This is a genomic window from Pseudomonas taiwanensis DSM 21245 (assembly GCF_000425785.1).
Classification (GTDB): Bacteria; Pseudomonadota; Gammaproteobacteria; order Pseudomonadales; family Pseudomonadaceae; genus Aquipseudomonas; species Aquipseudomonas taiwanensis.
Genome location: NZ_AUEC01000027.1, coordinates 29,727 through 51,026, shown reverse-complemented (window position 1 = coordinate 51,026; position 21,300 = coordinate 29,727). Strand labels below are relative to the sequence as shown.

At 61.5% G+C, this 21,300-nt stretch carries 23 protein-coding genes and 1 pseudogene; 16 read left to right on the top strand and 8 right to left on the bottom strand.

The features are described 5' to 3' along the window. The first annotated feature begins 226 nt into the window (after nt 1–226). Nucleotides 227–2,668 (top strand): penicillin acylase family protein, encoded by a 2,442-nt coding sequence (locus tag H620_RS0113205; RefSeq protein WP_027907480.1) that lies wholly within the window; start codon nt 227–229, stop codon nt 2,666–2,668. A 107-nt stretch (nt 2,669–2,775) separates the two neighbouring features. Next, the gene (locus H620_RS0113200) at nt 2,776–3,891 is read left to right on the top strand and encodes a succinylglutamate desuccinylase/aspartoacylase family protein (RefSeq protein WP_023379043.1); all 1,116 of its coding nucleotides are present in this window, start codon (nt 2,776–2,778) and stop codon (nt 3,889–3,891) included. Nucleotides 3,892–3,912: 21 nt separating this feature from the next. On the opposite strand, the gene H620_RS0113195 is transcribed toward H620_RS0113200, so the two are convergent. Further along, entirely contained in the window at nt 3,913–4,140 is a 228-nt protein-coding gene (locus H620_RS0113195) for a hypothetical protein (protein ID WP_023379042.1), read from the bottom strand. Between the two features lie 97 nt (nt 4,141–4,237). After that, complete coding sequence (gene dcd, locus H620_RS0113190; RefSeq protein WP_008096785.1) at nt 4,238–4,804, bottom strand: dCTP deaminase; 567 nt, start codon at nt 4,802–4,804, stop codon at nt 4,238–4,240. Nucleotides 4,805–5,133: 329 nt separating this feature from the next. Between dcd and H620_RS0113185 the strand changes: the two genes are divergently transcribed. Next, nucleotides 5,134–5,343 (top strand): cold-shock protein, encoded by a 210-nt coding sequence (locus H620_RS0113185; RefSeq protein WP_003254922.1) that lies wholly within the window; start codon nt 5,134–5,136, stop codon nt 5,341–5,343. A 189-nt stretch (nt 5,344–5,532) separates the two neighbouring features. Here the strand turns inward: H620_RS0113185 and apbC are convergent, their stop codons facing one another. Beyond that, a complete protein-coding gene (gene apbC, locus H620_RS0113175; protein ID WP_027907479.1) occupies nt 5,533–6,627 on the bottom strand; it encodes an iron-sulfur cluster carrier protein ApbC in 1,095 nt (364 codons plus the stop codon). Between the two features lie 155 nt (nt 6,628–6,782). Here apbC and metG point away from each other — a divergent pair, with 155 nt between their 5' ends. The 8 genes and pseudogenes from metG (at nt 6,783) to H620_RS0113135 (ending at nt 13,277) form a co-directional block, all read left to right on the top strand. Continuing rightward, nucleotides 6,783–8,822, top strand: coding sequence for a methionine--tRNA ligase (gene metG, locus H620_RS0113170; RefSeq protein ID WP_027907478.1), 2,040 nt, complete (start codon nt 6,783–6,785; stop codon nt 8,820–8,822). 70 nt (nt 8,823–8,892) lie between these two features. Beyond that, nucleotides 8,893–9,441 carry an Rnf-Nqr domain containing protein gene (locus H620_RS0113165; RefSeq protein ID WP_027907477.1) on the top strand — a complete coding sequence of 183 codons (549 nt, stop codon included), beginning with the start codon at nt 8,893–8,895 and terminating at the stop codon, nt 9,439–9,441. Next, nucleotides 9,438–10,259 (top strand): annotated as a pseudogene (gene rsxB, locus H620_RS25775) (electron transport complex subunit RsxB); the annotation flags it as partial. The gene H620_RS0113165 and the pseudogene rsxB, both read left to right, overlap by 4 nt. 10 nt (nt 10,260–10,269) lie before the next feature. Continuing rightward, on the top strand, nt 10,270–11,238 hold the full coding sequence (locus H620_RS0113155) for an RnfABCDGE type electron transport complex subunit D (protein ID WP_027907476.1): 969 nt from the start codon (nt 10,270–10,272) through the stop codon (nt 11,236–11,238). Continuing rightward, a complete protein-coding gene (locus H620_RS0113150; protein WP_027907475.1) occupies nt 11,235–11,837 on the top strand; it encodes an RnfABCDGE type electron transport complex subunit G in 603 nt (200 codons plus the stop codon). Before H620_RS0113155 ends, H620_RS0113150 begins: the two co-directional genes overlap by 4 nt. Next, the gene (locus tag H620_RS0113145) at nt 11,830–12,357 is read left to right on the top strand and encodes an Rnf-Nqr domain containing protein (protein ID WP_023379035.1); all 528 of its coding nucleotides are present in this window, start codon (nt 11,830–11,832) and stop codon (nt 12,355–12,357) included. Before H620_RS0113150 ends, H620_RS0113145 begins: the two co-directional genes overlap by 8 nt. Next, a complete protein-coding gene (nth, locus tag H620_RS0113140; RefSeq protein WP_023379034.1) occupies nt 12,354–12,992 on the top strand; it encodes an endonuclease III in 639 nt (212 codons plus the stop codon). The genes H620_RS0113145 and nth overlap by 4 nt, the downstream gene beginning before the upstream one ends. 105 nt (nt 12,993–13,097) lie before the next feature. After that, a complete protein-coding gene (locus tag H620_RS0113135; protein WP_023379033.1) occupies nt 13,098–13,277 on the top strand; it encodes a PA3496 family putative envelope integrity protein in 180 nt (59 codons plus the stop codon). A 45-nt stretch (nt 13,278–13,322) separates the two neighbouring features. Here the strand turns inward: H620_RS0113135 and H620_RS0113130 are convergent, their stop codons facing one another. Then, a complete protein-coding gene (locus H620_RS0113130) occupies nt 13,323–13,949 on the bottom strand; it encodes a response regulator transcription factor (RefSeq protein WP_027907474.1) in 627 nt (208 codons plus the stop codon). A 356-nt stretch (nt 13,950–14,305) separates the two neighbouring features. Between H620_RS0113130 and H620_RS0113125 the strand changes: the two genes are divergently transcribed. Then, complete coding sequence (locus H620_RS0113125) at nt 14,306–14,764, top strand: hypothetical protein (protein WP_023379031.1); 459 nt, start codon at nt 14,306–14,308, stop codon at nt 14,762–14,764. Between the two features lie 73 nt (nt 14,765–14,837). On the opposite strand, the gene H620_RS0113120 is transcribed toward H620_RS0113125, so the two are convergent. Then, the gene (locus H620_RS0113120; RefSeq protein ID WP_023379030.1) at nt 14,838–16,055 is read right to left on the bottom strand and encodes an argininosuccinate synthase; all 1,218 of its coding nucleotides are present in this window, start codon (nt 16,053–16,055) and stop codon (nt 14,838–14,840) included. Between the two features lie 132 nt (nt 16,056–16,187). Next, a complete protein-coding gene (locus H620_RS0113115) occupies nt 16,188–17,153 on the bottom strand; it encodes a flagellar protein MotY (RefSeq protein ID WP_027907473.1) in 966 nt (321 codons plus the stop codon). Nucleotides 17,154–17,283: 130 nt separating this feature from the next. On the opposite strand from H620_RS0113115, the gene pyrC reads away from it, so the two are divergent. Then, on the top strand, nt 17,284–18,330 hold the full coding sequence (gene pyrC / locus H620_RS0113110) for a dihydroorotase (RefSeq protein ID WP_027907472.1): 1,047 nt from the start codon (nt 17,284–17,286) through the stop codon (nt 18,328–18,330). A 59-nt stretch (nt 18,331–18,389) separates the two neighbouring features. Continuing rightward, nucleotides 18,390–19,001 carry a ribonuclease T gene (rnt, locus tag H620_RS0113105; protein ID WP_238346502.1) on the top strand — a complete coding sequence of 204 codons (612 nt, stop codon included), beginning with the start codon at nt 18,390–18,392 and terminating at the stop codon, nt 18,999–19,001. A 126-nt stretch (nt 19,002–19,127) separates the two neighbouring features. Here the strand turns inward: rnt and H620_RS0113100 are convergent, their stop codons facing one another. Next, nucleotides 19,128–19,730, bottom strand: coding sequence for a peroxiredoxin (locus tag H620_RS0113100; protein WP_023379026.1), 603 nt, complete (start codon nt 19,728–19,730; stop codon nt 19,128–19,130). A gap of 213 nt (nt 19,731–19,943) precedes the next feature. Here H620_RS0113100 and H620_RS26485 point away from each other — a divergent pair, with 213 nt between their 5' ends. Beyond that, a complete protein-coding gene (locus H620_RS26485) occupies nt 19,944–20,165 on the top strand; it encodes a bacterioferritin-associated ferredoxin (protein ID WP_023379025.1) in 222 nt (73 codons plus the stop codon). A gap of 201 nt (nt 20,166–20,366) precedes the next feature. Next, nucleotides 20,367–20,840 carry a bacterioferritin gene (gene bfr / locus H620_RS0113095; protein ID WP_023379024.1) on the top strand — a complete coding sequence of 158 codons (474 nt, stop codon included), beginning with the start codon at nt 20,367–20,369 and terminating at the stop codon, nt 20,838–20,840. Nucleotides 20,841–20,897: 57 nt separating this feature from the next. Here bfr and grxD read toward each other — a convergent pair whose 3' ends face one another. Continuing rightward, nucleotides 20,898–21,233 carry a Grx4 family monothiol glutaredoxin gene (gene grxD, locus H620_RS0113090; protein WP_010952251.1) on the bottom strand — a complete coding sequence of 112 codons (336 nt, stop codon included), beginning with the start codon at nt 21,231–21,233 and terminating at the stop codon, nt 20,898–20,900. Nucleotides 21,234–21,300: the final 67 nt, after the last annotated feature.

The window sequence follows — 21,300 nt, the reverse complement described above, 5'->3', positions numbered from 1 at the left end:
CAAGCAGGTCTTGGGTTTTCTAGCGCCGCCTAGAACGGCGGCATCGCGAGCGAGGCGCGCACTACAGTCATTCGACCGTGAACGAGGTGCGAAGGGATTGTAGGAGCGCGCCTTGCTCGCGATGCGTCGCGCCGGCACCTTTCGATCTCGAACCCGCTGAAAAATCTACCGGCATGCTACCTTAAGCGCCTTCCAACCCCCCGCCATACCTAGCAGGAGCCTTGTCATGGCCGCCCCCGCCTTTCCACCCTTCCGCCCGCGGCTCACGATGGCTGCCACCCTGCTCGGCATGCTCGGACTCGCCGGTTGCCAGATGGGCGGCTACCAAGACAGTGTCCCACCGACCACTGGCGTCCAGCCGCTCAAAGGCTTGGCACAGAATGTCACGGTTCGACGCAACGCCATGGGCGCGCCACTGATCGAAAGCAGCAACTTCCACGACGCACTGTTCAGCCTGGGCTACCTTCACGCTGGCGATCGTATCGAACAGATGCTGGCCATGCGCCTGCTCGCCCAAGGCCGCCTTGCCGAACTGGCCGGCAGCGATGCGCTGGACATCGACCGCCTGATGCGGGCCGCCAACCTCAAGCAAAGCTCGGCCCAACTGTATGCAGACGCCTCACCACGTCTGAAACGCTTCTTCGAAGTCTATGCACGCGGGGTCAATGCCTATCTTTTCCGCTACCGCGACAAACTTCCTGCCAACCTGGCCAACAGCGGCTACCGGCCGGAGTACTGGAAACCCGAAGACTCAGCCCTGATCTTCAGCCTGTACGCCTTCAGCCAGTCCGTGAACCTGCAGGAAGAACTGAGCGCCCTGACCCTGGCGCAGAAGGTCGGCAACGACAAGCTGCACTGGCTGTTGCCTGGCGCTGCGGACGAACCATTGGCCGAGGCCGAACTCGACAAGCTCAAAGGCCTGAACATTTCCAGTCAGCTACCGGGCCTGGCGCCCCTGACCGCGGCCAGTCAAAAGCTTGCCGACCTTGACTTGCTCGGCAGCCCAGGCTCGGCCAACCTGGCCCTGGGGCCGCAACGCAGCCGCAGTGGCAAGAGCCTGCTGGCCAGCGATAGCCGCGCAGCCTGGGCATTGACCCCAGTGCAGATCCACACTGGCAAGTATCAAGTCGCCGGCCTGTCGCTGCCCGGCCTGCCCATCGTGCTGGCAGGCTACAACGGCAAACTGGCCTGGAGCAGCAGCGCGGTCATGGCCGACAACCAGGACCTGTACATAGAGCAGCTGCGCCGCCAGGGCAACCAACTGAACTACCTGGCCGATGGCAAGTGGCAAGCTGCCCGCGCGCGCAGCGAAACCTTCTTCGTCCGTGGCCAACGCCCGCTGCGCGAAATCATGTATGACACCCGCCACGGTACCCTGCTCGCCCAACCTGGCAACGCTACGCTGGGCTTGGCATTGAATCTGCCACAGCTCAAGGGCGACCGCAGTCTCGACGCGCTGTTCGACCTGACCCGCGCGCCTTCGGTGGAACGCGCCTTCGACAACACCCGCGAGGTCACAGCCGTCGCTCTGAACTTCGTCTTCGCCGAAGCGGAGCACATCGGCTGGCAGGTCAGCGGTCGATACCCGAACCGCCGCGAAGGTCAGGGCCTGCTGCCATCGCCCGGCTGGGACGGACGCTACGACTGGGACGGCTTCGCCGATCCGATGCTGCACCCCTACGACCAGGACCCACCCGCCGGCTGGCTTGGCCACGCCAACCAGCGCAGTCAGCCACGCGGTTATGGCATGCAACTGTCCAACACCTGGTATTACCCAGAGCGCGCCGAACGCCTCGCTCAGCTGGCCGGCAATGGTCGCCATGACAGCCGCAGCCTGATGGCGCTGCAAAACGACCAAGTCACGCTGCTGGCCGACAAGCTCAAGCAGATGTTCGACGCGCCAGGCATGGCCCAACCACTCAAGCAGGCCATCGACGCCCTGCCCGCTGGTCAGCGCGAGAAAGCCCGCGATGCCCTGGCGCGGCTCAAGGCATTCGATGGCCGCCTGAGCCCGGTATCGGCCGATGCGGCGCTGTATGAACTGTTCCTTCAGGAAGCTGCCCGGCAGACCTTCCTCGACGACCTCGGCCCGGAATCCAGCGCCGTCTGGCACGCCTTCGTCGGCAATGCGCGGTTGTCTTACTCGGCCCAGGCCGATCACCTCTTGGGACGCGAAGACAGCCCGTTCTGGGACGATCGCAACACCCCGCAAAAAGAAGACAAACCGGCCATTCTCGCGCGCAGCCTGGCGGCGGCGGTGGATGCCGGTATAGCGCAACTGGGTGCGGACCGTCGCGCCTGGCAGTGGGGCAAACTGCACCAGTATCGCTGGCCAGGCACGGCCTACCATGGCCTGGGCGATGCTCTCAGCCGCCCGCCGCTGGCCGCCGGAGGCGACTTCAGCACCTTGGCGCTGACGCCTTACGCCTGGGGTAACGACTTCGATACCCGGCTTCCGGCGTCTGCCCGCCTGATCGTCGACTTTGGCCAGGCCGAACCGCTGCAGGTGCTGACCAGCAATGGGCAATCCGGCAACCCGGCCAGCAGGCATTACAGTGACGGCCTGGACGCTTGGTTCAAAGGTCGATTCACCAGCCTGCCAATGCAACCGCAGAACTTCGCCCGGGTGTACGGCAACCAACGTCTGACGCTGGTCCCTGGCAAGTAGATGGATCACGCGGTGGCGTCCAGGACAGGCGCAACCGCGCAGTTTATGCTTCTATTTTTGTGCCGACCCGTGTCGCAGACCGTTTTCGCCACGTAGCCAGGACCACCATGCACCACTCGACCCATGACCTGCTTTCCCCGGTGCCGGGGATCACTCGCCAGTTGCACAGTTTCCACTTCGGCCCCCGCGGTGGCACCAAGGTGTATATCCAGGCCTCGCTGCATGCCGACGAGCTGCCGGGCATGTTGGTGGCCTGGCACCTCAAGCGTCGGCTGGCCGAACTGGAACAGCAAGGCCGCCTGCGCAGCGAGATCATTCTGGTGCCGGTGGCCAACCCGGTCGGCCTGGAACAGGTGCTGCTGGACGCCCCGCTGGGGCGCTTCGAGCTGCAAAGTGGCGAGAATTTCAACCGCAAGTTCGTCGACCTGTCGGACAGCATCGGCGACCAGGTCGAACAACACCTGAGCCAGGATCCTGCGCACAATGTCGCGCTGATCCGCGAATACCTGCGCCGGGGTTTGGACGCACATCCGGCGCAAACGCCCCTGCAGTCATTGCGACTGACCCTGCAGCGCCTGGCCTGCGATGCCGATCTGGTGCTGGACCTGCATTGCGACTTCGAAGCGGTCGAACATTTGTACACCACCCCGGAAGCCTGGCCGCAGGTCGAGCCTCTGGCCCGTTACCTGGGAGCGCAGGCCAGCCTGCTGGCAACCGACTCCGGGGGCCAGTCATTCGATGAATGCTTCAGCCTGGTCTGGTGGCAATTGCAACAACGCTTCGGCAAGCGCTATCCGATTCCACTGGGCAATTGCTCGGTCACCGTCGAATTGCGCGGGCAAGCCGACGTCAGCCATGAACTGGCCAGCAAGGATTGCCAGGCCATTCTCGACTACCTGACCTACAAAGGGGTTGTCGAAGGTGCCTGCGCGCCGCTGCCGGCCTTGCCCCGCCCGGCCACTCCCCTGGCGGCCGTTGAACCGGTACACACCCCGCTGGGCGGGCTACTGGTGTACCACGCCAAACCGGGAGAGCATGTGCAAGCGGGCCAATTGATCGCAGAAGTCATCGACCCGCTCAATGACCGGGTCACGCCGATCCGCAACAGTCAGCCGGGGCTGCTGTACGCCCGCAGTGTGCGGCGTATGGCAACCGCCGGCATGGTTATCGCCCATGTCGCGGGGGAACAGGTGGTGCGCAGCGGCTACCTGCTGGCCAACTGAGCACGCTCAGGCAGCCGGGTGTCAGGCCACGGGGGAAGGCGGTGGCTCGTCGGGCAAGGTTGGCTCGCCGGGCTCCATGGGTTGGCCTTCACCAGGGTCGGGCGGCTGCGGAGTATCAGGGTCGGGCTGATGCGGCACACCGCCCGCCTGCATCGGCAGCGGGTGCGCCAGCAATGACCACGCCAGCAGGCCGATCTGATTAGGCTCAAGCACAGCCAGCTTCGCACTGATCGCGGGATGGAGTTTCATTGACAGCTCCTGAGCAGAGCCGATGCGCCTCACGCGCATCGGCACGGTTACCTCGTTGGAGTGCCAAAGGCGCAAGGAATTCCCCGCGCTCGTCGACTCAGGTACGCGGCAGGGTGACGCCGCGCTGACCTTGGTATTTGCCGCCGCGGTCCTTGTAGGACACTTCACATTCTTCGTCGGACTCGAGGAACAGCATCTGCGCCACACCCTCGTTGGCATAGATTTTCGCCGGCAGGGTGGTGGTGTTGGAGAATTCCAGGGTCACGTGCCCTTCCCACTCAGGCTCGAGCGGGGTGACGTTGACGATGATGCCGCAACGGGCATAGGTGCTTTTGCCCAGGCAGATGGTCAGTACGTTGCGTGGAATACGGAAATACTCGACCGTGCGCGCCAGGGCAAAGGAGTTTGGCGGGATGATGCAGACATCGCTCTTGACGTCGACGAAGCTACCGGCATCGAAGTTCTTCGGGTCGACCGTGGCCGAGTTGATGTTGGTGAACACCTTGAATTCGTCGGCACAGCGCACGTCGTAGCCGTAGCTGGAGACGCCGAAGGAAATCACCCGGCTGTCCTGCTCGCCGCGCACCTGGCGCTCGACGAACGGTTCGATCATGCCGTGTTCCTGCGCCATGCGGCGAATCCACTTGTCCGATTTGATGCTCATGGCGGGGGTGTCCTGAAGGGTTGCGAGGTGAAAATCGAGATGCGCATCTTACCGGTCCACGCGCTCAGGTTAAAGTTCCATGCCGCACCCCGCGCCAGACGGGGCCTACGGTGGCCGTCGATCTGAATTTCGACAAAGGCCATCTTGGTGATTGGCAGGTCGTGGAAAGTGGGTTAAGGTGACGCCACTGTGCTGCACGTGACACCGAGAATCTCTAGTTTGATGCACGATTCCTATCGACCCATCGCTGAATTTTCTGCTCTCTTTGCGCTCAGTCCCGGCCAGGGTTTTTCCTGACCGTAATCAACTTTGTCCAAGGAGACAGAAACATGTCCAACCGTCAATCCGGTGTTGTTAAGTGGTTCAACGATGAGAAGGGCTACGGCTTCATCACCCCTCAGTCGGGCGACGACCTGTTCGTGCACTTCAAAGCCATCCAAGCTGACGGCTTCAAAACCCTGAAAGAAGGCCAGGCTGTTACTTTCGTCGCTACCCGCGGCCAGAAAGGCATGCAGGCTGAAGAAGTTCAGATCGCCTAAGTCGATCTCGCTTCCTCGCTTTCAAAAAAACCCGCCATCTGGCGGGTTTTTTTATGCCTGGATCACACTGCTACTGCAGTGATCGGAAAATCGTCACGGTGCTTGCAGGCGCTGGCGCGCTGCTTGGTGGTGGCCGCGTCGGTGATCGCCGGCAAACCGGCGCCTGCCGCGCAGCCTCCTGAGCGAACCTCAGTCTTCGCTGATGGTGATGCTCGGCATCGCCGGTGCAGCCGCTTCCTGCAGCACGATCCGCGCGCCCACCTGGCGAGCCAGCTCTTGATAAACCATGGCGATCTGGCTTTCCGGCTCGGCGATGGCCGTCGGCTTGCCGTTGTCTGCCTGTTCGCGAATCAGCATCGACAACGGCAACGAGGCCAGCAGGTCGACACCGTACTGCGCAGCCAGTTTCTCACCGCCGCCCTCACCGAACAGGTGCTCGGCGTGGCCGCAGTTCGAGCAAATGTGCACGGCCATGTTTTCCACCACACCCAATACCGGGATGTTCACCTTGCGGAACATTTCCACGCCTTTCTTGGCGTCCAGCAACGCCAGGTCCTGAGGTGTGGTGACGATCACTGAACCGGCCACCGGCACCTTCTGAGCCAGGGTCAGCTGGATGTCGCCCGTGCCGGGCGGCATGTCGATCACCAGGTAGTCAAGGTCGTCCCAGGCGGTCTGGGTCACCAGTTGCAACAGCGCGCCGGAGACCATCGGGCCACGCCAGACCATCGGTGTGTTGTCGTCGGTCAGGAACGCCATGGACATGACTTCCACACCATGGGCCTTGATCGGTACGAACCACTTCTGCTCGCGGATCTGCGGGCGCGTACCTTCGGCGATACCGAACATCACACCTTGGCTCGGGCCATAGATGTCGGCATCCAGAATGCCCACTCGGGCGCCTTCACGGGCCAGTGCCAGGGCCAGGTTGGCCGCGGTGGTCGACTTGCCTACCCCGCCCTTGCCGGACGCCACGGCGATGATGTTCTTGACATTGGCCATGGCCGGCACCTGGGCCTGGGCTTTGTGCGCAGCCACCACGCAGTCGATCGACACTTGGGCCGAGGTGACGCCGTCGAGGTTCTCAATCGCTGTCTGCAGCACCTGGGCCCAGCCATTCTTGAACAGGCCAGCGGCATACCCCAACTGCAACTGCACGCTGACCTGGCCGCCCTGGATGTCGATGGCCCGCACGCAGCCGGCGCTCACGGGGTCCAGGTTCAGATACGGGTCGGTGTACTGGCGAAGCACGCCTTCGACGGCGGCACGGGTGACGGCACTCATGGAGGCTCCCATTGGCAAACGAAAGTGAAACAGGCGCTTATCCTAACCCGTCAATCGTCAGTAGATGCGTCCTTAGGGTGAAATATATTTCCCAGCCCTTTATAGTTGCCGATCACCCTTGTTTTTACCCGAGCCAGATAAGTAGCCGAGCCAACATGTCCGAGCCACGCCAGATTCTCGTCACCAGCGCCCTGCCCTATGCCAATGGATCCATCCACCTTGGCCATATGCTCGAGTACATCCAGACGGACATGTGGGTTCGCTTCCAGAAACTGCGTGGCAACCAGTGCATCTATGTCTGCGCCGACGACGCCCACGGCTCGGCCATCATGTTGCGCGCCGAGAAGGAAGGCATCACGCCTGAGCAACTGATCGCCAACGTCCAGGCCGAACACAGCAGCGACTTCGCCGATTTCCTGGTGGACTTCGATAACTTCCACTCCACCCACTGCGAAGAAAACCGCGAGCTGTCCAGCATGATCTACACGCGCCTGCGTGATGCCGGACACATTGCCACCCGTTCGGTCACCCAGTACTTCGACCCAGAGAAGGGCATGTTCCTGGCTGACCGCTTCATCAAGGGCACCTGCCCCAAGTGCGCGGCCGAAGATCAGTACGGTGACAACTGCGAGAAGTGCGGTGCCACCTACGCGCCGACCGAGTTGAAGAACCCCAAGTCGGCCATCTCGGGGGCGACCCCGGTCTTGCGCGACTCGCAGCACTTCTTCTTCAAGCTCCCCGACTTCCAGGCCATGCTGCAGCAGTGGACCCGCAGCGGCACCTTGCAGGACGCAGTGGCCAACAAGCTCGCCGAATGGCTGGACGCCGGCCTGCAGGAGTGGGACATCTCTCGTGATGCGCCGTACTTCGGCTTCGAGATCCCAGGCGAGCCGGGCAAGTACTTCTATGTCTGGCTGGACGCGCCGATCGGCTACATGGCCAGCTTCAAGAACCTCTGCGCACGCCGTCCGGAGCTTGACTTCGACGCATTCTGGAAAGAAGACTCCAAGGCCGAGCTGTACCACTTCATCGGCAAGGACATCGTCAACTTCCACGCCCTGTTCTGGCCAGCGATGCTCGAAGGTTCGGGGTTCCGCAAGCCAACCGGCATCAACGTGCACGGCTACCTGACCGTCAACGGCGCGAAAATGTCCAAGTCGCGCGGCACCTTCATCAAGGCGCGCACCTATCTGGACCACCTGCAGCCCGAATACCTGCGCTACTACTATGCCTCCAAGCTGGGACGTGGCGTCGACGACCTGGACCTGAACCTCGAAGACTTCGTGCAGAAGGTCAACTCCGACCTGGTCGGCAAGGTGGTCAACATCGCCAGCCGTTGCGCAGGCTTCATTCACAAGGGCAATGACGGCGTGATGGTTGCCGGCGACGCCGCACCCGAGCTGACCGAAGCGTTCCTGGCGGCGGCGCCATCGATCGCCGAAGCCTACGAAGGTCGCGACTTTGGTCGGGCCATGCGCGAAATCATGGCACTGGCCGACCGCGCCAACGCCTGGATCGCCGACAAGGCGCCGTGGTCGCTGGCCAAGCAGGAAGGCAAGCAGGATGAAGTCCAGGCTATCTGCGCCCAGGGCATCAACCTGTTCCGTCAGTTGGTGATCTTCCTCAAACCGGTACTGCCGGTACTGGCCGCCGATGCCGAGGCGTTCCTCAACGTCGCCCCGCTGTCCTGGAATGACCACCTGTTGCGCCTGGAAAATCACAAGCTCAACCCATTCAAGGCGCTGATGAGCCGCATCGAACCTGCCAAGGTCGAAGCCATGGTCGCCGCCAGCAAGGAAGACCTGCTGGCCGCCGAAGCCAAGGCCCCTGCTGGCAACGGCGAACTGGCCAAGGACCCACTGTCGGCCGAAATCGAGTTCGACACCTTCGCCGCCGTCGACCTGCGCGTGGCGCTGATCGTCAAGGCCGAATCGGTTGAAGGCGCAGACAAGCTGCTGCGCCTGACACTGGACATCGGTGACGAACAACGCAACGTGTTCTCGGGCATCAAGTCGGCCTACCCTGACCCATCGAAGCTGGAAGGCCGCCTGACCATGATGGTTGCCAACCTCAAGCCGCGCAAAATGCGCTTCGGCGTTTCCGAAGGCATGGTCATGGCGGCAGGCCCTGGTGGTGAAGAAATCTACCTGCTCAGCCCCGACAGTGGTGCCAAGCCAGGCCAACGCATCAAGTAACGCCCCAGCCCCGGCTCAACCGCCGGGGCATTTGCATCCACGGCCGACATTTCCCGGCTATCGTCATCCCATGAACGACTACATGCTGGTTCTGGTCAGCGCTGCACTGATCAGCTTCCTGACCCTTCAACGCCAGCCCGCTTCGCGGCTGCACGTGCATGTGCTTGGCATGGCGTGCGCATTGGCGATCTTACTGGGAGTGACTGGCGGGCAATTGCTGGTGCGCGTACTGCTGGTGCCCTGGCAACTGCAGGATCTGCAACTGTTGCTGCTACTTCCATGGCTCGCGCTGGTGAGTTGGGCGGTGCAATGGGTACTGGCAAAGTTACGGCCAGACTGGCCTGTTACCGCGCTAACGGCGCTCATGCCAGCCGGGGCTCCACTGCTAGGCTTGTCGGTACAAGCGACGGCCGAAGGCCAGGGCGCACTGGTGGTCACCACCAGTGCGCTACTGACTGGCCTTGGCTTCTGGCTGGCACTGGCGCTGTTCAACGACCTGCGCCAGCGCACCGAACAGGCCGACATCCCGGTCAGCCTGCGGGGCTTGCCCATCGACTTGCTCGGCGCCGGGATCATGGCGATGGCGTTCTCCGGCCTGAACGGATTATTCACACAATGAGTCTGATACAACGCATCGACGCCCTGCTACCGCAAACCCAATGCGGTAAATGCGGCCACCCAGGCTGTCGGCCCTATGCCGAAGGTCTTGCCGCGGGCGAAGCGATCAATAAATGTCCGCCAGGCGGCAGCGAAACCATCCAGGCCCTGGCCTCCTTGCTGGACCTCCCGGTGATCGCGCCTGACCCACAGCGTGGCAGCGCGCCACCGCAGGTGGCGTTCATACGCGAAGCGGAGTGCATCGGCTGCACCAAGTGCATCCAGGCCTGTCCAGTCGATGCCATAGTCGGGGCGGCCAAGCTGATGCACACCGTGATCGCCGCCGAGTGCACCGGCTGCGACCTGTGCCTGGCCCCTTGCCCGGTCGACTGCATCGACATGCTCCCCGTACCGCCCGATGTCGTACCGGTAGTCGGTGGCTTGGCCCATACCCCCAGGCAATTGCAGGACCGCCAGCGGCGTCGCGATCAGGCGCGTCATCGCCATGAACAGCGCGCGATCCGCCTGCTGCGCGATGAAGCCCGCCGCGAAGCCCAGCGTGCGGCACGCCATACAGCCAAAGCCGCGAGCGCACCTGACAGCACACTAAGGGCGTCCGACCCGATCAAGGCGGCCATGGAACGGGTACAAGCCCAGCAAGCCTCCAACAATGATGCGGCACTCAAACAGGCCAAGATTGCCGCAGCCATGAGCCGGGCGCAGCTGAGCAAGGCCCGAACCGCGCTTGGCGCAACGCCCAGCGACGACCAGCTCGCTCAACTGCAAACGTTGCAAGCTGCCGCTGACCAGGCCCAGCAACACCTCGATGCGCTTCAGGCAGGCCCTGAAAATGGCAGCGCCTGAGCCGCGAATGCGCAACGCCATGGGGCTGGTGCTGCTGGCCTGCGTGCCTGGCCTGTTGGCACTGTTCTGGCTGCACGGCTGGGGCCTATTGTTGAGCTTGCTGTTGTGCTGCGGCGCAGCCCTGGCCTGTGAAGCATCGCTGCTGGCATTGCGCGGCCAGCCCGTCGCCGAAACGCTGGCCGATGGCAGTGCACTGGTGACCGCAGTGCTGCTGACTGCCGCCCTGCCGACCCACGCGCCCTGGTGGATTCCGGTGATCGCCGCCAGCGCCGCCATTGGTATTGGCAAGCAAGCCTTTGGGGGTGTGGGCCGCAATCTGTTCAACCCGGCCATGGTCGGCTACGCCTTGGTACTGCTGTGCTTCCCGCTGCACATGAACCATTGGCCGGGGCAGTCGCCCGGCCTTCTGGACAGCCTGCAACAGGTGTTGGCCAACGAGCCCATCGATGCCTGGGCACAACCGACCATCCTCGACGGCCTGCGCCACAACCGCAGCCTGACCATCGACGAACTGTTCGCCCAACATCCAGGTTTCGGCACCCTTGGCGGGCGCGGCATCGAGTGGGTCAACCTGACGTTCCTGCTCACAGGCCTCGTGCTCATGCAGCGCAAGGTGTTCGGCTGGCAGACGCCGACGGGGTTGCTCGCGGGGCTTGCGCTGTTCAGCTTGCTGGGCTGGAACGGCTCGGGCTCGGACTCCCATGGCTCACCCTTGCTTCACCTGTTCTCCGGGTCGACCATGCTGGCGGCTTTCTTCATTGCCACCGAACCTGTCTCCGGCCCCAAGAGCGACTTGGCCAAGTTGCTGTTCGGGTTCGGTGCGGGCCTGTTGATCTACCTTATCCGCACGTGGGGCAGTTACCCTGATGGCACCGCCTTTGCCATCCTGCTGATGAACCTTACCGTCCCCTGCCTTGAGCGTCTTGCCTTGCGACGCACGCAGGCCTCGCCGTGAACCGCCTCAACGCCTCGACAGCCTGGCTGATCGCCATTGGGGGACTGGCCGTGTCAGCCACACTGGCCTGGCACCACTGGACTCAACCCGCGATCACCCAAGCCGAGCAAGCATTGAAGGAACGTCAACTGCTCGTCATCCTGCCCGCAGGCAGCTATGACAACCGTCCGCTGGCCGCCGCGTTGCAGGTACCCGAAGCCGAGCAGCCGCACAGCCGTATCATCGCGGCCTACCGGGCGACGCTCGGCACGAGGTTGACGGCTATCATCTTGCTCAGCGAGACCCAAGGCTATTCCGGCGTCATCCAGCTGAGCATCGCCATCGCCCCCGACGGGCGCTTGATTGGCAGCCAGGTACTCGAACAACAGGAAAGCCCTGGACTGGGCGCGCGAATCATCGACCCGCAAGTGGATTGGCTGGCACAGTTTGCCAACCGGCAGTTGAAGGACCGCTGGGCGCTCAAGCGCGACCACGGAGATTTCGACCAGTTGGCGGGCGCCACGGTCACCTCGCGGGCAGTGATCGCAGCGTTGCAGGACGCCTTAAGTTACTTCGACAAGCATCGGCAAACGCTGCTCGAGGACGCTGTTCATGAATAACTATTTCTGGCTGGCTGCCAGCCTGCTCCCCGTGCTCGGGGCTACCCGCACGTTGACCCAAGGCGCCTGCATCGCGCTGTGTATGCTGGGCTTGACGCTCGCTCACCAGGCATTGCTGGCGCCTCTGCGCTGCCGGCTCAGCGCAGCGGCGTACCAGCTGGCAAGCCTGCTACTGATCGCTGCCCTTACCAGTTGCCTGCAGCTTGGCCTGCGTGCCTGGGCCTTGCCGATTGCCCAGTCGCTGGGCTTCTACCCGGTGCTGTTGTGCCTTGCGTGCATCGCGTGGGACAACTTGTTGCCAATGGAGGGGCGTTGGCGACAGTGGGTATGGCAACTGAGCGGTATGGTTATGATCTGCACACTCTTGGGCGCCACCCGCCAATGGCTGAGTGAAGGCCTGAACCTGCATCTGGCCAGCCTTGCCCCAGGCGCCCTGCTGATACTCGGCATGCTGTTGGCCTTGTACAATCGCCTTCGCCCAACCCTGCCCTTAACGCCGAAGGAAAGCGTCGCCCCATGAATGCCGCAAAACGCCTGGAAATCTTCCGCAGGCTGCACGAAGACAATCCGGACCCGAAGACCGAGCTGGCCTACACCACACCGTTCGAACTGCTGGTAGCCGTGACCCTCTCGGCTCAAGCCACCGACGTTGGCGTCAACAAGGCCACGGCGCGGCTATTTCCCGTGGCCAACACGCCAGAAGCCATCTATGCCCTGGGCGTTGAGGGGCTGAGCGAATACATCAAGACCATCGGGCTCTACAACAGCAAGGCCAAGAACGTCATCGAAGCCTGCCGCCTGTTGATCGAGCGCCACGGCAGCCAGGTCCCGGAAACGCGCGAGGCCCTGGAAGCCCTGCCGGGTGTGGGCCGCAAGACAGCCAACGTGGTCCTCAATACCGCCTTCCGGCAACCCACCATGGCGGTCGATACGCATATTTTCCGGGTCAGCAACCGCACCGGCATCGCGCCCGGCAAGACAGTGCTGGAAGTGGAAAAGAAACTGATCAAGTTCGTGCCCAAGGATTACCTGCTCGATGCCCACCACTGGCTCATTCTGCATGGGCGCTATGTGTGTCAGGCGCGCAAGCCGCGTTGCGGAAGCTGTCGGATCGAAGACCTTTGCGAGTACAAGCACAAGACTTCGGACGATTGAGTCGATAGCAAAAAACGGGGGCTGACGATTGAAAAAATCTTTTTTACCGGGCTCAGCTTTCTCGTTATAAGGACCGCCAATGGCCCTTTGGCTTGGAGCGACTCAATGAGCACCGATAAAGACGACGACCTGTCCATCGAAGATGAATTTGCTACCGCCGACGACGAAGCGGAACCTCAGGTAGAAACCGCGAAGACCAACCTGAGCAAACGCCGCACCATTGACAACCTGCTGGAAGAGCGACGCCTGCAAAAGCAGTTGGCCGATTTCGACTACGACCTGTAGTCCCCCGGAAGGCCTCCCTGGTGGAGGCCTTCCGCTTCATGGCACTCAGGTCAAGCCATGCCGTTGGGCAAGCTCGATCAGGTCAACCAACGACCGGGCATTGAGCTTGAGCAACAATCGAGTCTTGTAGGTACTGACCGTCTTGTTGCTGAGGAACATGCTTTCGGCAATCTCCTTGTTTGACTTGCCGCGTGTCAGTTGCTGCAGCACCATCATTTCCCGGGCGGATAAACGCTCGACCATTTCGCTCTCGGTCGCGCCGCCTCCCCTTCCTCGCGACGGGTGCAACGCTTGGTTCGGGAAATAACTGTAACCCGACAGCACGGCCTTGATCGCACTGAGCAACTCGGTGAGCTCCTGCTGTTTGCACACGTACCCCGAAGCCCCCGCCTGCATGCAACGCATCGAGAAGTGGCCTGGTGTCTGTGAGGTCAGCACCAGAACTCGGCTTCCCGGACTGGCCGAGGCCATGCGGGCGATCACCTCGAGCCCATCGAGTTTCGGGATACCGATATCCAGCACCACGATGTCCGGTAGGTGTTCTCGCGTCAGTTGCAAGGCGGCCACGCCGTTATCGGTTTCGGCGACCACATCGTAGCCGTGCCGCTCCATCAGCATGCGTACGGCCAAACGTATGACCGGATGGTCATCCACGATAAGCACTTTATTCATGCGAAATCCATTCATTATTTTCGTTGACGCGCCAAGATAACCGAGCAGAACAACTCTTGCGTTACGATTTTCCGCTCGAATACGCGAATAGATGGAACTTACAGCAATTGGAGAAATTTCCTACAAGTTGGTTGTACTTTCACTCAACTTCTTCGTATCACAAATTACCTGCGCTGCTTCGGAATTGAACAGTTGAAACTATCCGCACGACTTGAGTGAAACTTCGCTGCGCGGATGCAAGCGAAAACTTATCGTCGTCAGGTTGAACGGCAGGTGGCTTCAAGCGTGGAAAGCCCCACTCTTTAGTTGATTGACTTAGTGCGGTATTGAGAAGAAAACAGCAGGAGACCACCCTCATGCCCAACGCTCAACCTGTCGCGCCGCTGACCATAATCGCTGTCTTCGCGGGCATCATCGAAGCCTCCGCGCTGGCCACCCTGCCCTTCCTCAGCGAGGACAGTCAAACCCTGTACACCTGGTTCCTCGTCGCCTTTCCGTTCTTCCTCACCGCGTTGTTCTTTCTCACGTTGAACTTCAACTACAAGTCCTTCTACGTGCCCGACACCGCCCTTGGCGAAACAGCCACTCATGCGATGAGCCCACTGAGCCCGAGCCAGGTTTTCACGCCCACTCCAGTAACAGTGATGTTCCATGGACCCCATGCGCAGTCGACGCTACGCCAGCAAGTGCTCGAAGCGCTGGAGTATCCCAACGACACCGAGCGCAGCTGGTTGTTTCTGGACCTGGAAAAACATCAGTCCATCAACCTGACTCTAGGACCACTTCCTAAGCACACGGCGGCACTTGCGCCTTGAAGTGCTGCGGCGCGATTAACGCAAAAAAAAACCCCGGCCGAAGCCGAGGTTTTGGTGCAGCTCAAGGCAGCAGTTAAAGCATCGAACGGCCTTTGTTGGCAGCAATGCGCATGCGCAGCGCATTGAGCTTGATGAAGCCCGCAGCATCGGCCTGGTTGTAGGCGCCGCCATCTTCCTCGAAGGTCGCGATGTTGGCATCGAACAGCGAGTCATCCGACTTGCGGCCGACAACGATGACGTTGCCCTTGTACAGTTTCAGGCGTACGACGCCGTTCACGTTGACCTGGGAAGCGTCGATCATCTGCTGCAGCATCAGACGCTCCGGGCTCCACCAGTAGCCGGTGTAGATCAGGCTGGCATACTTCGGCATCAGCTCGTCTTTGAGGTGGGCAACTTCGCGGTCCAGGGTGATCGACTCGATGGCGCGGTGAGCCTTGAGCATGATGGTGCCGCCCGGGGTCTCGTAGCAGCCACGGGACTTCATGCCGACGTAACGGTTCTCGACGATGTCCAGACGGCCGATACCGTTGGCGCCGCCGATGCGGTTCAGGTCTGCCAGGACGGTGGCCGGGGACTTCTCGACGCCGTCGATGGCGACGATGTCACCGTTGCGGTAGGTCAGCTCGATGTAGGTCGGGGTGTCGGGGGCTTTCTCCGGAGAGACGCTCCAACGCCACATGTCTTCTTCGTGCTCGGTCCAGGTATCTTCCAGTACGCCGCCTTCATAGGAGATGTGCAGCAGGTTGGCATCCATCGAGTACGGCGATTTCTTCTTGCCGTGACGCTCGATCGGAATACCGTGCTTCTCGGCGTAGTCCATCAGTTTTTCGCGGGACAGCAGGTCCCATTCGCGCCACGGGGCGATGACCTTGACGCCCGGCTTGAGTGCGTAGGCACCCAGCTCGAAACGAACCTGGTCGTTACCCTTGCCGGTCGCGCCATGGGAAATGGCATCGGCGCCAGTTTCGTTGGCGATTTCGATCAAACGCTTGGCGATCAGCGGACGGGCGATGGAAGTACCCAGCAGGTACTCGCCTTCATAGACGGTGTTGGCGCGGAACATCGGGAAGACGAAATCACGCACGAACTCTTCGCGCAGATCGTCGATGTAGATCTCTTTAACGCCCATTGCCTGGGCCTTGGCACGAGCCGGTTCGACCTCTTCGCCCTGACCGAGGTCAGCGGTGAAGGTCACCACTTCGCAGTTGTAGGTGTCCTGCAGCCACTTGAGAATCACCGAAGTATCAAGGCCGCCGGAATACGCCAGTACGACCTTTTTTACGTCCGCCATGCCATCACTCCACGGGGTTGTACGGAAAGCCACCGATTCTAACGGTGTTGTGGCCAAATTTACAGTGGGGCGACAGCTTGTGATGACAAAGCGACAGGAACTGTCGATAGCGCGACTCCCTGTCGCGGGGAATCAGGATTTTGCCGCGGGTGCCCGGGCGGCCGGGGCCGGTGCTGTGGCGGCCGGTGCCGCGGCAGGTTGCGCGGCCGGCTGCTCGACGGGCGCCTCCACAGGCTTCTCGACTGCCGCGACGCGGTCCAGTTCGATATTGACCCGGCGGTTGCGCGCACGGTTGGCAGGGGTGTTGTTTTTCACCAGCGGGTAGCGTTCGCCGTGGAAGCGCACGACGATCTGCTCCTCCGGTATACCGTTGGCCTTGAGGTAGTCGGCCACGGCCAGCGCCCGGCGGCGCGAGCTGTCACGATTGGTCAGGCGGTTGCCGCTGTTGTCGGAGTGGCCGTTGAGCTCGATATGGTTGACCGTCGGATCGGCCTTCAGATACTCGAGAATCACATCCAGACGTGCCTTGGCCGAGGCATCCAGCTCGATGCCACCCCCTGGGAAACCCACCTGGGTCTGGCGGACCTGATCGAAGTTCATTGCCAACAGCTTGCCCGCACACGCCTGGTAGTCGCCGTAGGCTTTGGCAAAGCTCACCGGCAGCACACGCACCTCCATGGCTCGCCCGCCCTCGCCCGTGTATGCGCGCACCACCGTGCTACGTCCGTCGAGCAGACCGTTGATCAAGCGGCTGGCTTGGCCCTGGGAAGAACTGAACAGCACGCCGGTGCGCGCCATACGGACCGCCCCCAGGTTGATGTCGGCCCGTCCAGGCTGCCATGGCGCCGCCGCTGCCAGCAGCGTCGCGGAACCTGCGCCCAGGGCATTGGTGTCCGAACGCAACCTGAAGACCGGTTGCTCGCCAGCCCGGCGCACGAACTCACCGCTGCCAAAACCGTCGATCGGCTGGACAAGACGGCATTCGAACTGATCACCCTCGACTTTCCAGGCGATGTTCTCCATGCGGGTCTGGAAGGTCAGCGCACCAGCCGGCAGGCTGGCGAACAGGGTCAACAGGGCTAGGTAACGCTGGCGCACGGGCGGCTCCACTATTTCTGACGGCTTACCTTGAGGCTATCGGGCGCCGACCGGAAAACTTGATAGCCGTGCTCGTCCCTGGGTTTTCCGGTAGCATTGGGGCTTGAGTTCGACCCGCCTGGAATCCCCAATGTCCGATCGCCTGACCCTCCTGCGCCCCGACGACTGGCACATCCATCTGCGCGATGGTGCCGTCCTGCCCCATACCGTTGGCGACGTGGCGCGCACTTTCGCCCGCGCTATCATCATGCCCAACCTGGTTCCGCCGGTACGCAACGCCGTCGAGGCGGGCGCCTACCGTGAGCGCATCCTGGCCGCACGTCCGGCCGGCAGCCGCTTCGAGCCGCTGATGGTGCTGTACCTCACCGACCGCACCAGCCCCGAGGACATCCGCGCGGCCAAGGCCAGCGGCTTCGTTTACGCCGCCAAGCTATACCCCGCTGGCGCGACCACCAACTCCGATTCCGGCGTGACCAGCATCGACAACATCTTCCCCGCCATCGAGGCGCTGGCTGAAGTTGGCATGCCTCTGCTGGTACACGGTGAGGTGACCCGTAGCGAGATCGATGTATTCGACCGCGAGAAGCGCTTCATCGACGAGCACATGCGCCGCGTCGTCGAACGTTTCCCGACCCTGAAGGTGGTGTTCGAACACATCACCACCAGCGATGCCGCGCAGTTCGTCACCGAGGCTCCGGCCAACGTCGGCGCCACCATCACCGCGCAGCACCTGCTGTACAACCGTAACCACATGCTGGTCGGCGGTATTCGCCCGCACTTCTACTGCCTGCCGATCCTCAAGCGCAACACCCACCAGGTCGCCTTGCTGGACGCCGCCACCAGCGGCAATCCGAAGTTCTTCCTCGGCACCGACTCGGCACCTCATGCCAAGCATGCCAAGGAAGCTGCCTGCGGCTGCGCCGGTTGCTACACCGCCTATGCGGCCATCGAGATGTACGCCGAGGCTTTCGAGCAGCGTAACGCGCTCGACAAGCTGGAAGGCTTCGCCAGCCTGCATGGCCCGGCCTTCTATGGGCTGCCAGCGAATACCGACACCATTACCCTGGTCCGTGAGGAATGGACCGCCCCGGACAGCCTGCCTTTTGGCGAGCAGACCGTGGTTCCGCTGCGCGCCGGTGAAAAGCTGCGCTGGCGCCTGCTGGAGGACAACGCGTGAGCGAAGACCTCTACGAAGACGACCAGGACGGTCAGGTCAGCGGCGGCCCACGTCATCCGATGGCCGAACGCTTCCGTGGCTACCTGCCCGTGGTGGTGGATGTCGAGACCGGTGGCTTCAACAGCGCCACCGACGCGTTGCTGGAAATCGCCGCTGTCACCATCGGCATGGACGAGAAAGGCTTCCTCTTCCCCGAGCACACCTATTTTCACCGCGTGGAGCCCTTTGAAGGCGCCAACATCGAGCCGGCGGCCCTGGAGTTCACTGGCATCAAGCTGGACCACCCGCTGCGCATGGCGGTCAGCGAGGACAGCGCGCTGACGGACATTTTCCGAGGCGTGCGCAAGGCGCTCAAGGCTAACGGCTGCAAACGGGCGATCCTGGTCGGGCACAACAGCAGCTTCGACCTGGGCTTCCTCAACGCTGCCGTGGCGCGCAACGACATCAAGCGCAATCCATTCCACCCGTTCTCCAGCTTCGACACGGCCACCCTGGCGGGCCTGGCCTATGGTCAGACCGTGCTGGCACGTGCCTGCCAGAGCGCTGACATCGACTTCGACGGCCGTGAAGCGCACTCGGCGCGTTACGACACCGAGAAGACGGCCGAGCTGTTCTGCGGCATCGTCAACCGCTGGAAGGAAATGGGCGGCTGGCGGGATTTCAACGATTGAGTCGAATGCCAGGGTCGTTTCCACACCCAGTGTGGGAGCGACCTTGTGTCGCGAGCGCACGGCACTCCCGAAAAGTGCAGCAAAAAAAACCGGCCACTTAGGCCGGTTTTTTCATGCACGCGGCAATTACAGCTTGCCAGCGTTCTCGCTCAGGTAGGCAGCAACGCCTTCCGGCGAAGCGGTCATGCCCTGGTCGCCTTTTTTCCAGTTGGCAGGGCAGACTTCGCCGTGCTCTTCGTGGAATTGCAGAGCGTCGACCAGACGCAGCAGTTCGTCCATGTTGCGGCCCAGTGGCAGGTCGTTGACGATCTGCGAACGAACCACACCGTTGGTGTCGATCAGGAAGGCGCCACGGAAGGCCACGCCGCCTTCGGACTCGACGTCGTAGGCTTTGCAGATTTCGTGAGTGATGTCAGCGGCCAGGGTGTACTTGACTTGACCGATACCGCCGCTGTTCACCGGGGTGTTACGCCAGGCGTTGTGGGTGAAGTGCGAGTCGATCGACACGCCGATCACTTCAACGTTACGTGCCTGGAAGTCAGGAATGCGGTTGTCCAGGGCGATCAGCTCGGACGGGCAGACGAAGGTGAAGTCCAGCGGGTAGAAGAACACCAGGCCGTACTTGCCCTTGATGGCCGAAGCCAGGTTGAAGCTGTCGACGATCTCGCCGTTGCCCAGTACGGCGGGGACGGTGAAGTCGGGGGCTTTTTTACCAACGAGTACGCTCATTGCTATCTCCTGATGAGGGTGAAGAATCGTTTGCCGGTGCAAGGCTGGCTTGCCCGACATCCAACAAAGGCCGTCCATCATACACGGCTTGCGGTGACAGTCCGAATCCAACCGCCGGTCGCTCAAGCGCGCACCTTTCCGAAAGTCCTTTGACAAGCATTCTCATTAACATTAAGCTCCCCCCATCGACCCAACCAGCGATGGTCAGCCTCTATGTATGTGTGTCTTTGTGTCGGCGTTACCGACGGACAGATCCGCGATGCGATCTATGAAGGATGCTGCAGCTACAAGGAAGTGCGAACCGCGACCAACGTCGCCAGCCAATGTGGCAAATGCGCTTGCCTAGCCAAACAGGTCGTCCGTGAGACCCTGACCGAAATCCAGGCAAGCCAACACGCCGCCCTGCCCTACCCCGTTGAATTTACCGCTGCCTGATTTGCCCGAATTCGAAGAACCGGACCTTGCGTCCGGTTTTTTTATGCCCGCAATTCAATAAGTTAGCGCTCTAACGCGGTTCACAAACATTCTTATTCCTATTAATTTTTATTTATTATTCAATAACTTAGGTTTGACAGCCCCCGGCATCAGGCTCAAACTTCGCAGTATTGGCACACTTCTACAGGGCAGGAACCCGACATGAAAGGCGACGTAAGCGTCATCCAGCATCTCAACAAGATCCTCGGAAACGAGCTGGTCGCAATCAACCAGTACTTCCTGCACGCGCGCATGTACGAAGATTGGGGTCTGAACAAGCTCGGCAAGCACGAGTACAAAGAATCCATCGACGAGATGAAGCATGCAGACAAGCTGATCAAGCGGATTCTCTTCCTCGAAGGCATCCCCAACGTCCAGGACCTCGGCAAGCTGCTGATCGGCGAACACACCAAGGAAATGCTCGAGTGCGACCTGAAGATCGAGCAGAAAGGTCTTATCGACCTGAAGGCAGCCATCGCTCATTGCGAAACGGCCGGCGACTTCGGTTCGCGCGATCTGCTTGAAGACATCCTCGAAGCCGAGGAAGAACACATCGACTGGCTGGAAACTCAGCTGGGCCTGATCGACAAGATCGGCATCGAGAACTACCTGCAATCGCAGATGGGCGAAGAATAAATTTCTACCCCCATAAAAAAACCCGCATCAAGCGGGTTTTTTTATGCCTGGGAGCAATCAGGCTTCGGAAGCCTTGGCCTTGGCAGCCGCGTCCTTGATCAGGGTCTGCAGCTCACCCTTTTCGAACATTTCCAGCATGATGTCGCTACCGCCGACCAGCTCGCCGGCCACCCACAGTTGCGGGAAGGTTGGCCAGTTGGCGTATTTAGGCAGGTTGGCGCGGATTTCCGGGTTCTGCAGGATGTCGACGTAGGCGAACTTCTCGCCGCAACCCATCACAGCCTGCGAGGCACGCGCAGAGAAGCCACACTGCGGGGCATTCGGCGAGCCTTTCATGTAAAGCAGAATGGTGTTGTTGGCAATCTGCTCTTTGATCGTTTCGATGATATCCATGTAGCACCTCGGCTGAACTTTCCGACACGGTCGTCGGCACGGTGACGCATTGTAACGGAAAGCCGAG

Coding starts and splice junctions, on each gene's coding strand:
- H620_RS0113205 (WP_027907480.1), top strand. CDS start 227: ATGGCCGCCCCCGCCTTTCCACCCTTCCGCCCGCGGCTCACGATGGCT.
- H620_RS0113200 (WP_023379043.1), top strand. CDS start 2,776: ATGCACCACTCGACCCATGACCTGCTTTCCCCGGTGCCGGGGATCACT.
- H620_RS0113195 (WP_023379042.1), bottom strand. CDS start 4,140: ATGAAACTCCATCCCGCGATCAGTGCGAAGCTGGCTGTGCTTGAGCCT.
- dcd (WP_008096785.1), bottom strand. CDS start 4,804: ATGAGCATCAAATCGGACAAGTGGATTCGCCGCATGGCGCAGGAACAC.
- H620_RS0113185 (WP_003254922.1), top strand. CDS start 5,134: ATGTCCAACCGTCAATCCGGTGTTGTTAAGTGGTTCAACGATGAGAAG.
- apbC (WP_027907479.1), bottom strand. CDS start 6,627: ATGAGTGCCGTCACCCGTGCCGCCGTCGAAGGCGTGCTTCGCCAGTAC.
- metG (WP_027907478.1), top strand. CDS start 6,783: ATGTCCGAGCCACGCCAGATTCTCGTCACCAGCGCCCTGCCCTATGCC.
- H620_RS0113165 (WP_027907477.1), top strand. CDS start 8,893: ATGAACGACTACATGCTGGTTCTGGTCAGCGCTGCACTGATCAGCTTC.
- H620_RS0113155 (WP_027907476.1), top strand. CDS start 10,270: ATGGCAGCGCCTGAGCCGCGAATGCGCAACGCCATGGGGCTGGTGCTG.
- H620_RS0113145 (WP_023379035.1), top strand. CDS start 11,830: ATGAATAACTATTTCTGGCTGGCTGCCAGCCTGCTCCCCGTGCTCGGG.
- nth (WP_023379034.1), top strand. CDS start 12,354: ATGAATGCCGCAAAACGCCTGGAAATCTTCCGCAGGCTGCACGAAGAC.
- H620_RS0113135 (WP_023379033.1), top strand. CDS start 13,098: ATGAGCACCGATAAAGACGACGACCTGTCCATCGAAGATGAATTTGCT.
- H620_RS0113130 (WP_027907474.1), bottom strand. CDS start 13,949: ATGAATAAAGTGCTTATCGTGGATGACCATCCGGTCATACGTTTGGCC.
- H620_RS0113125 (WP_023379031.1), top strand. CDS start 14,306: ATGCCCAACGCTCAACCTGTCGCGCCGCTGACCATAATCGCTGTCTTC.
- H620_RS0113120 (WP_023379030.1), bottom strand. CDS start 16,055: ATGGCGGACGTAAAAAAGGTCGTACTGGCGTATTCCGGCGGCCTTGAT.
- pyrC (WP_027907472.1), top strand. CDS start 17,284: ATGTCCGATCGCCTGACCCTCCTGCGCCCCGACGACTGGCACATCCAT.
- rnt (WP_238346502.1), top strand. CDS start 18,390: ATGGCCGAACGCTTCCGTGGCTACCTGCCCGTGGTGGTGGATGTCGAG.
- H620_RS0113100 (WP_023379026.1), bottom strand. CDS start 19,730: ATGAGCGTACTCGTTGGTAAAAAAGCCCCCGACTTCACCGTCCCCGCC.
- H620_RS26485 (WP_023379025.1), top strand. CDS start 19,944: ATGTATGTGTGTCTTTGTGTCGGCGTTACCGACGGACAGATCCGCGAT.
- bfr (WP_023379024.1), top strand. CDS start 20,367: ATGAAAGGCGACGTAAGCGTCATCCAGCATCTCAACAAGATCCTCGGA.
- grxD (WP_010952251.1), bottom strand. CDS start 21,233: ATGGATATCATCGAAACGATCAAAGAGCAGATTGCCAACAACACCATT.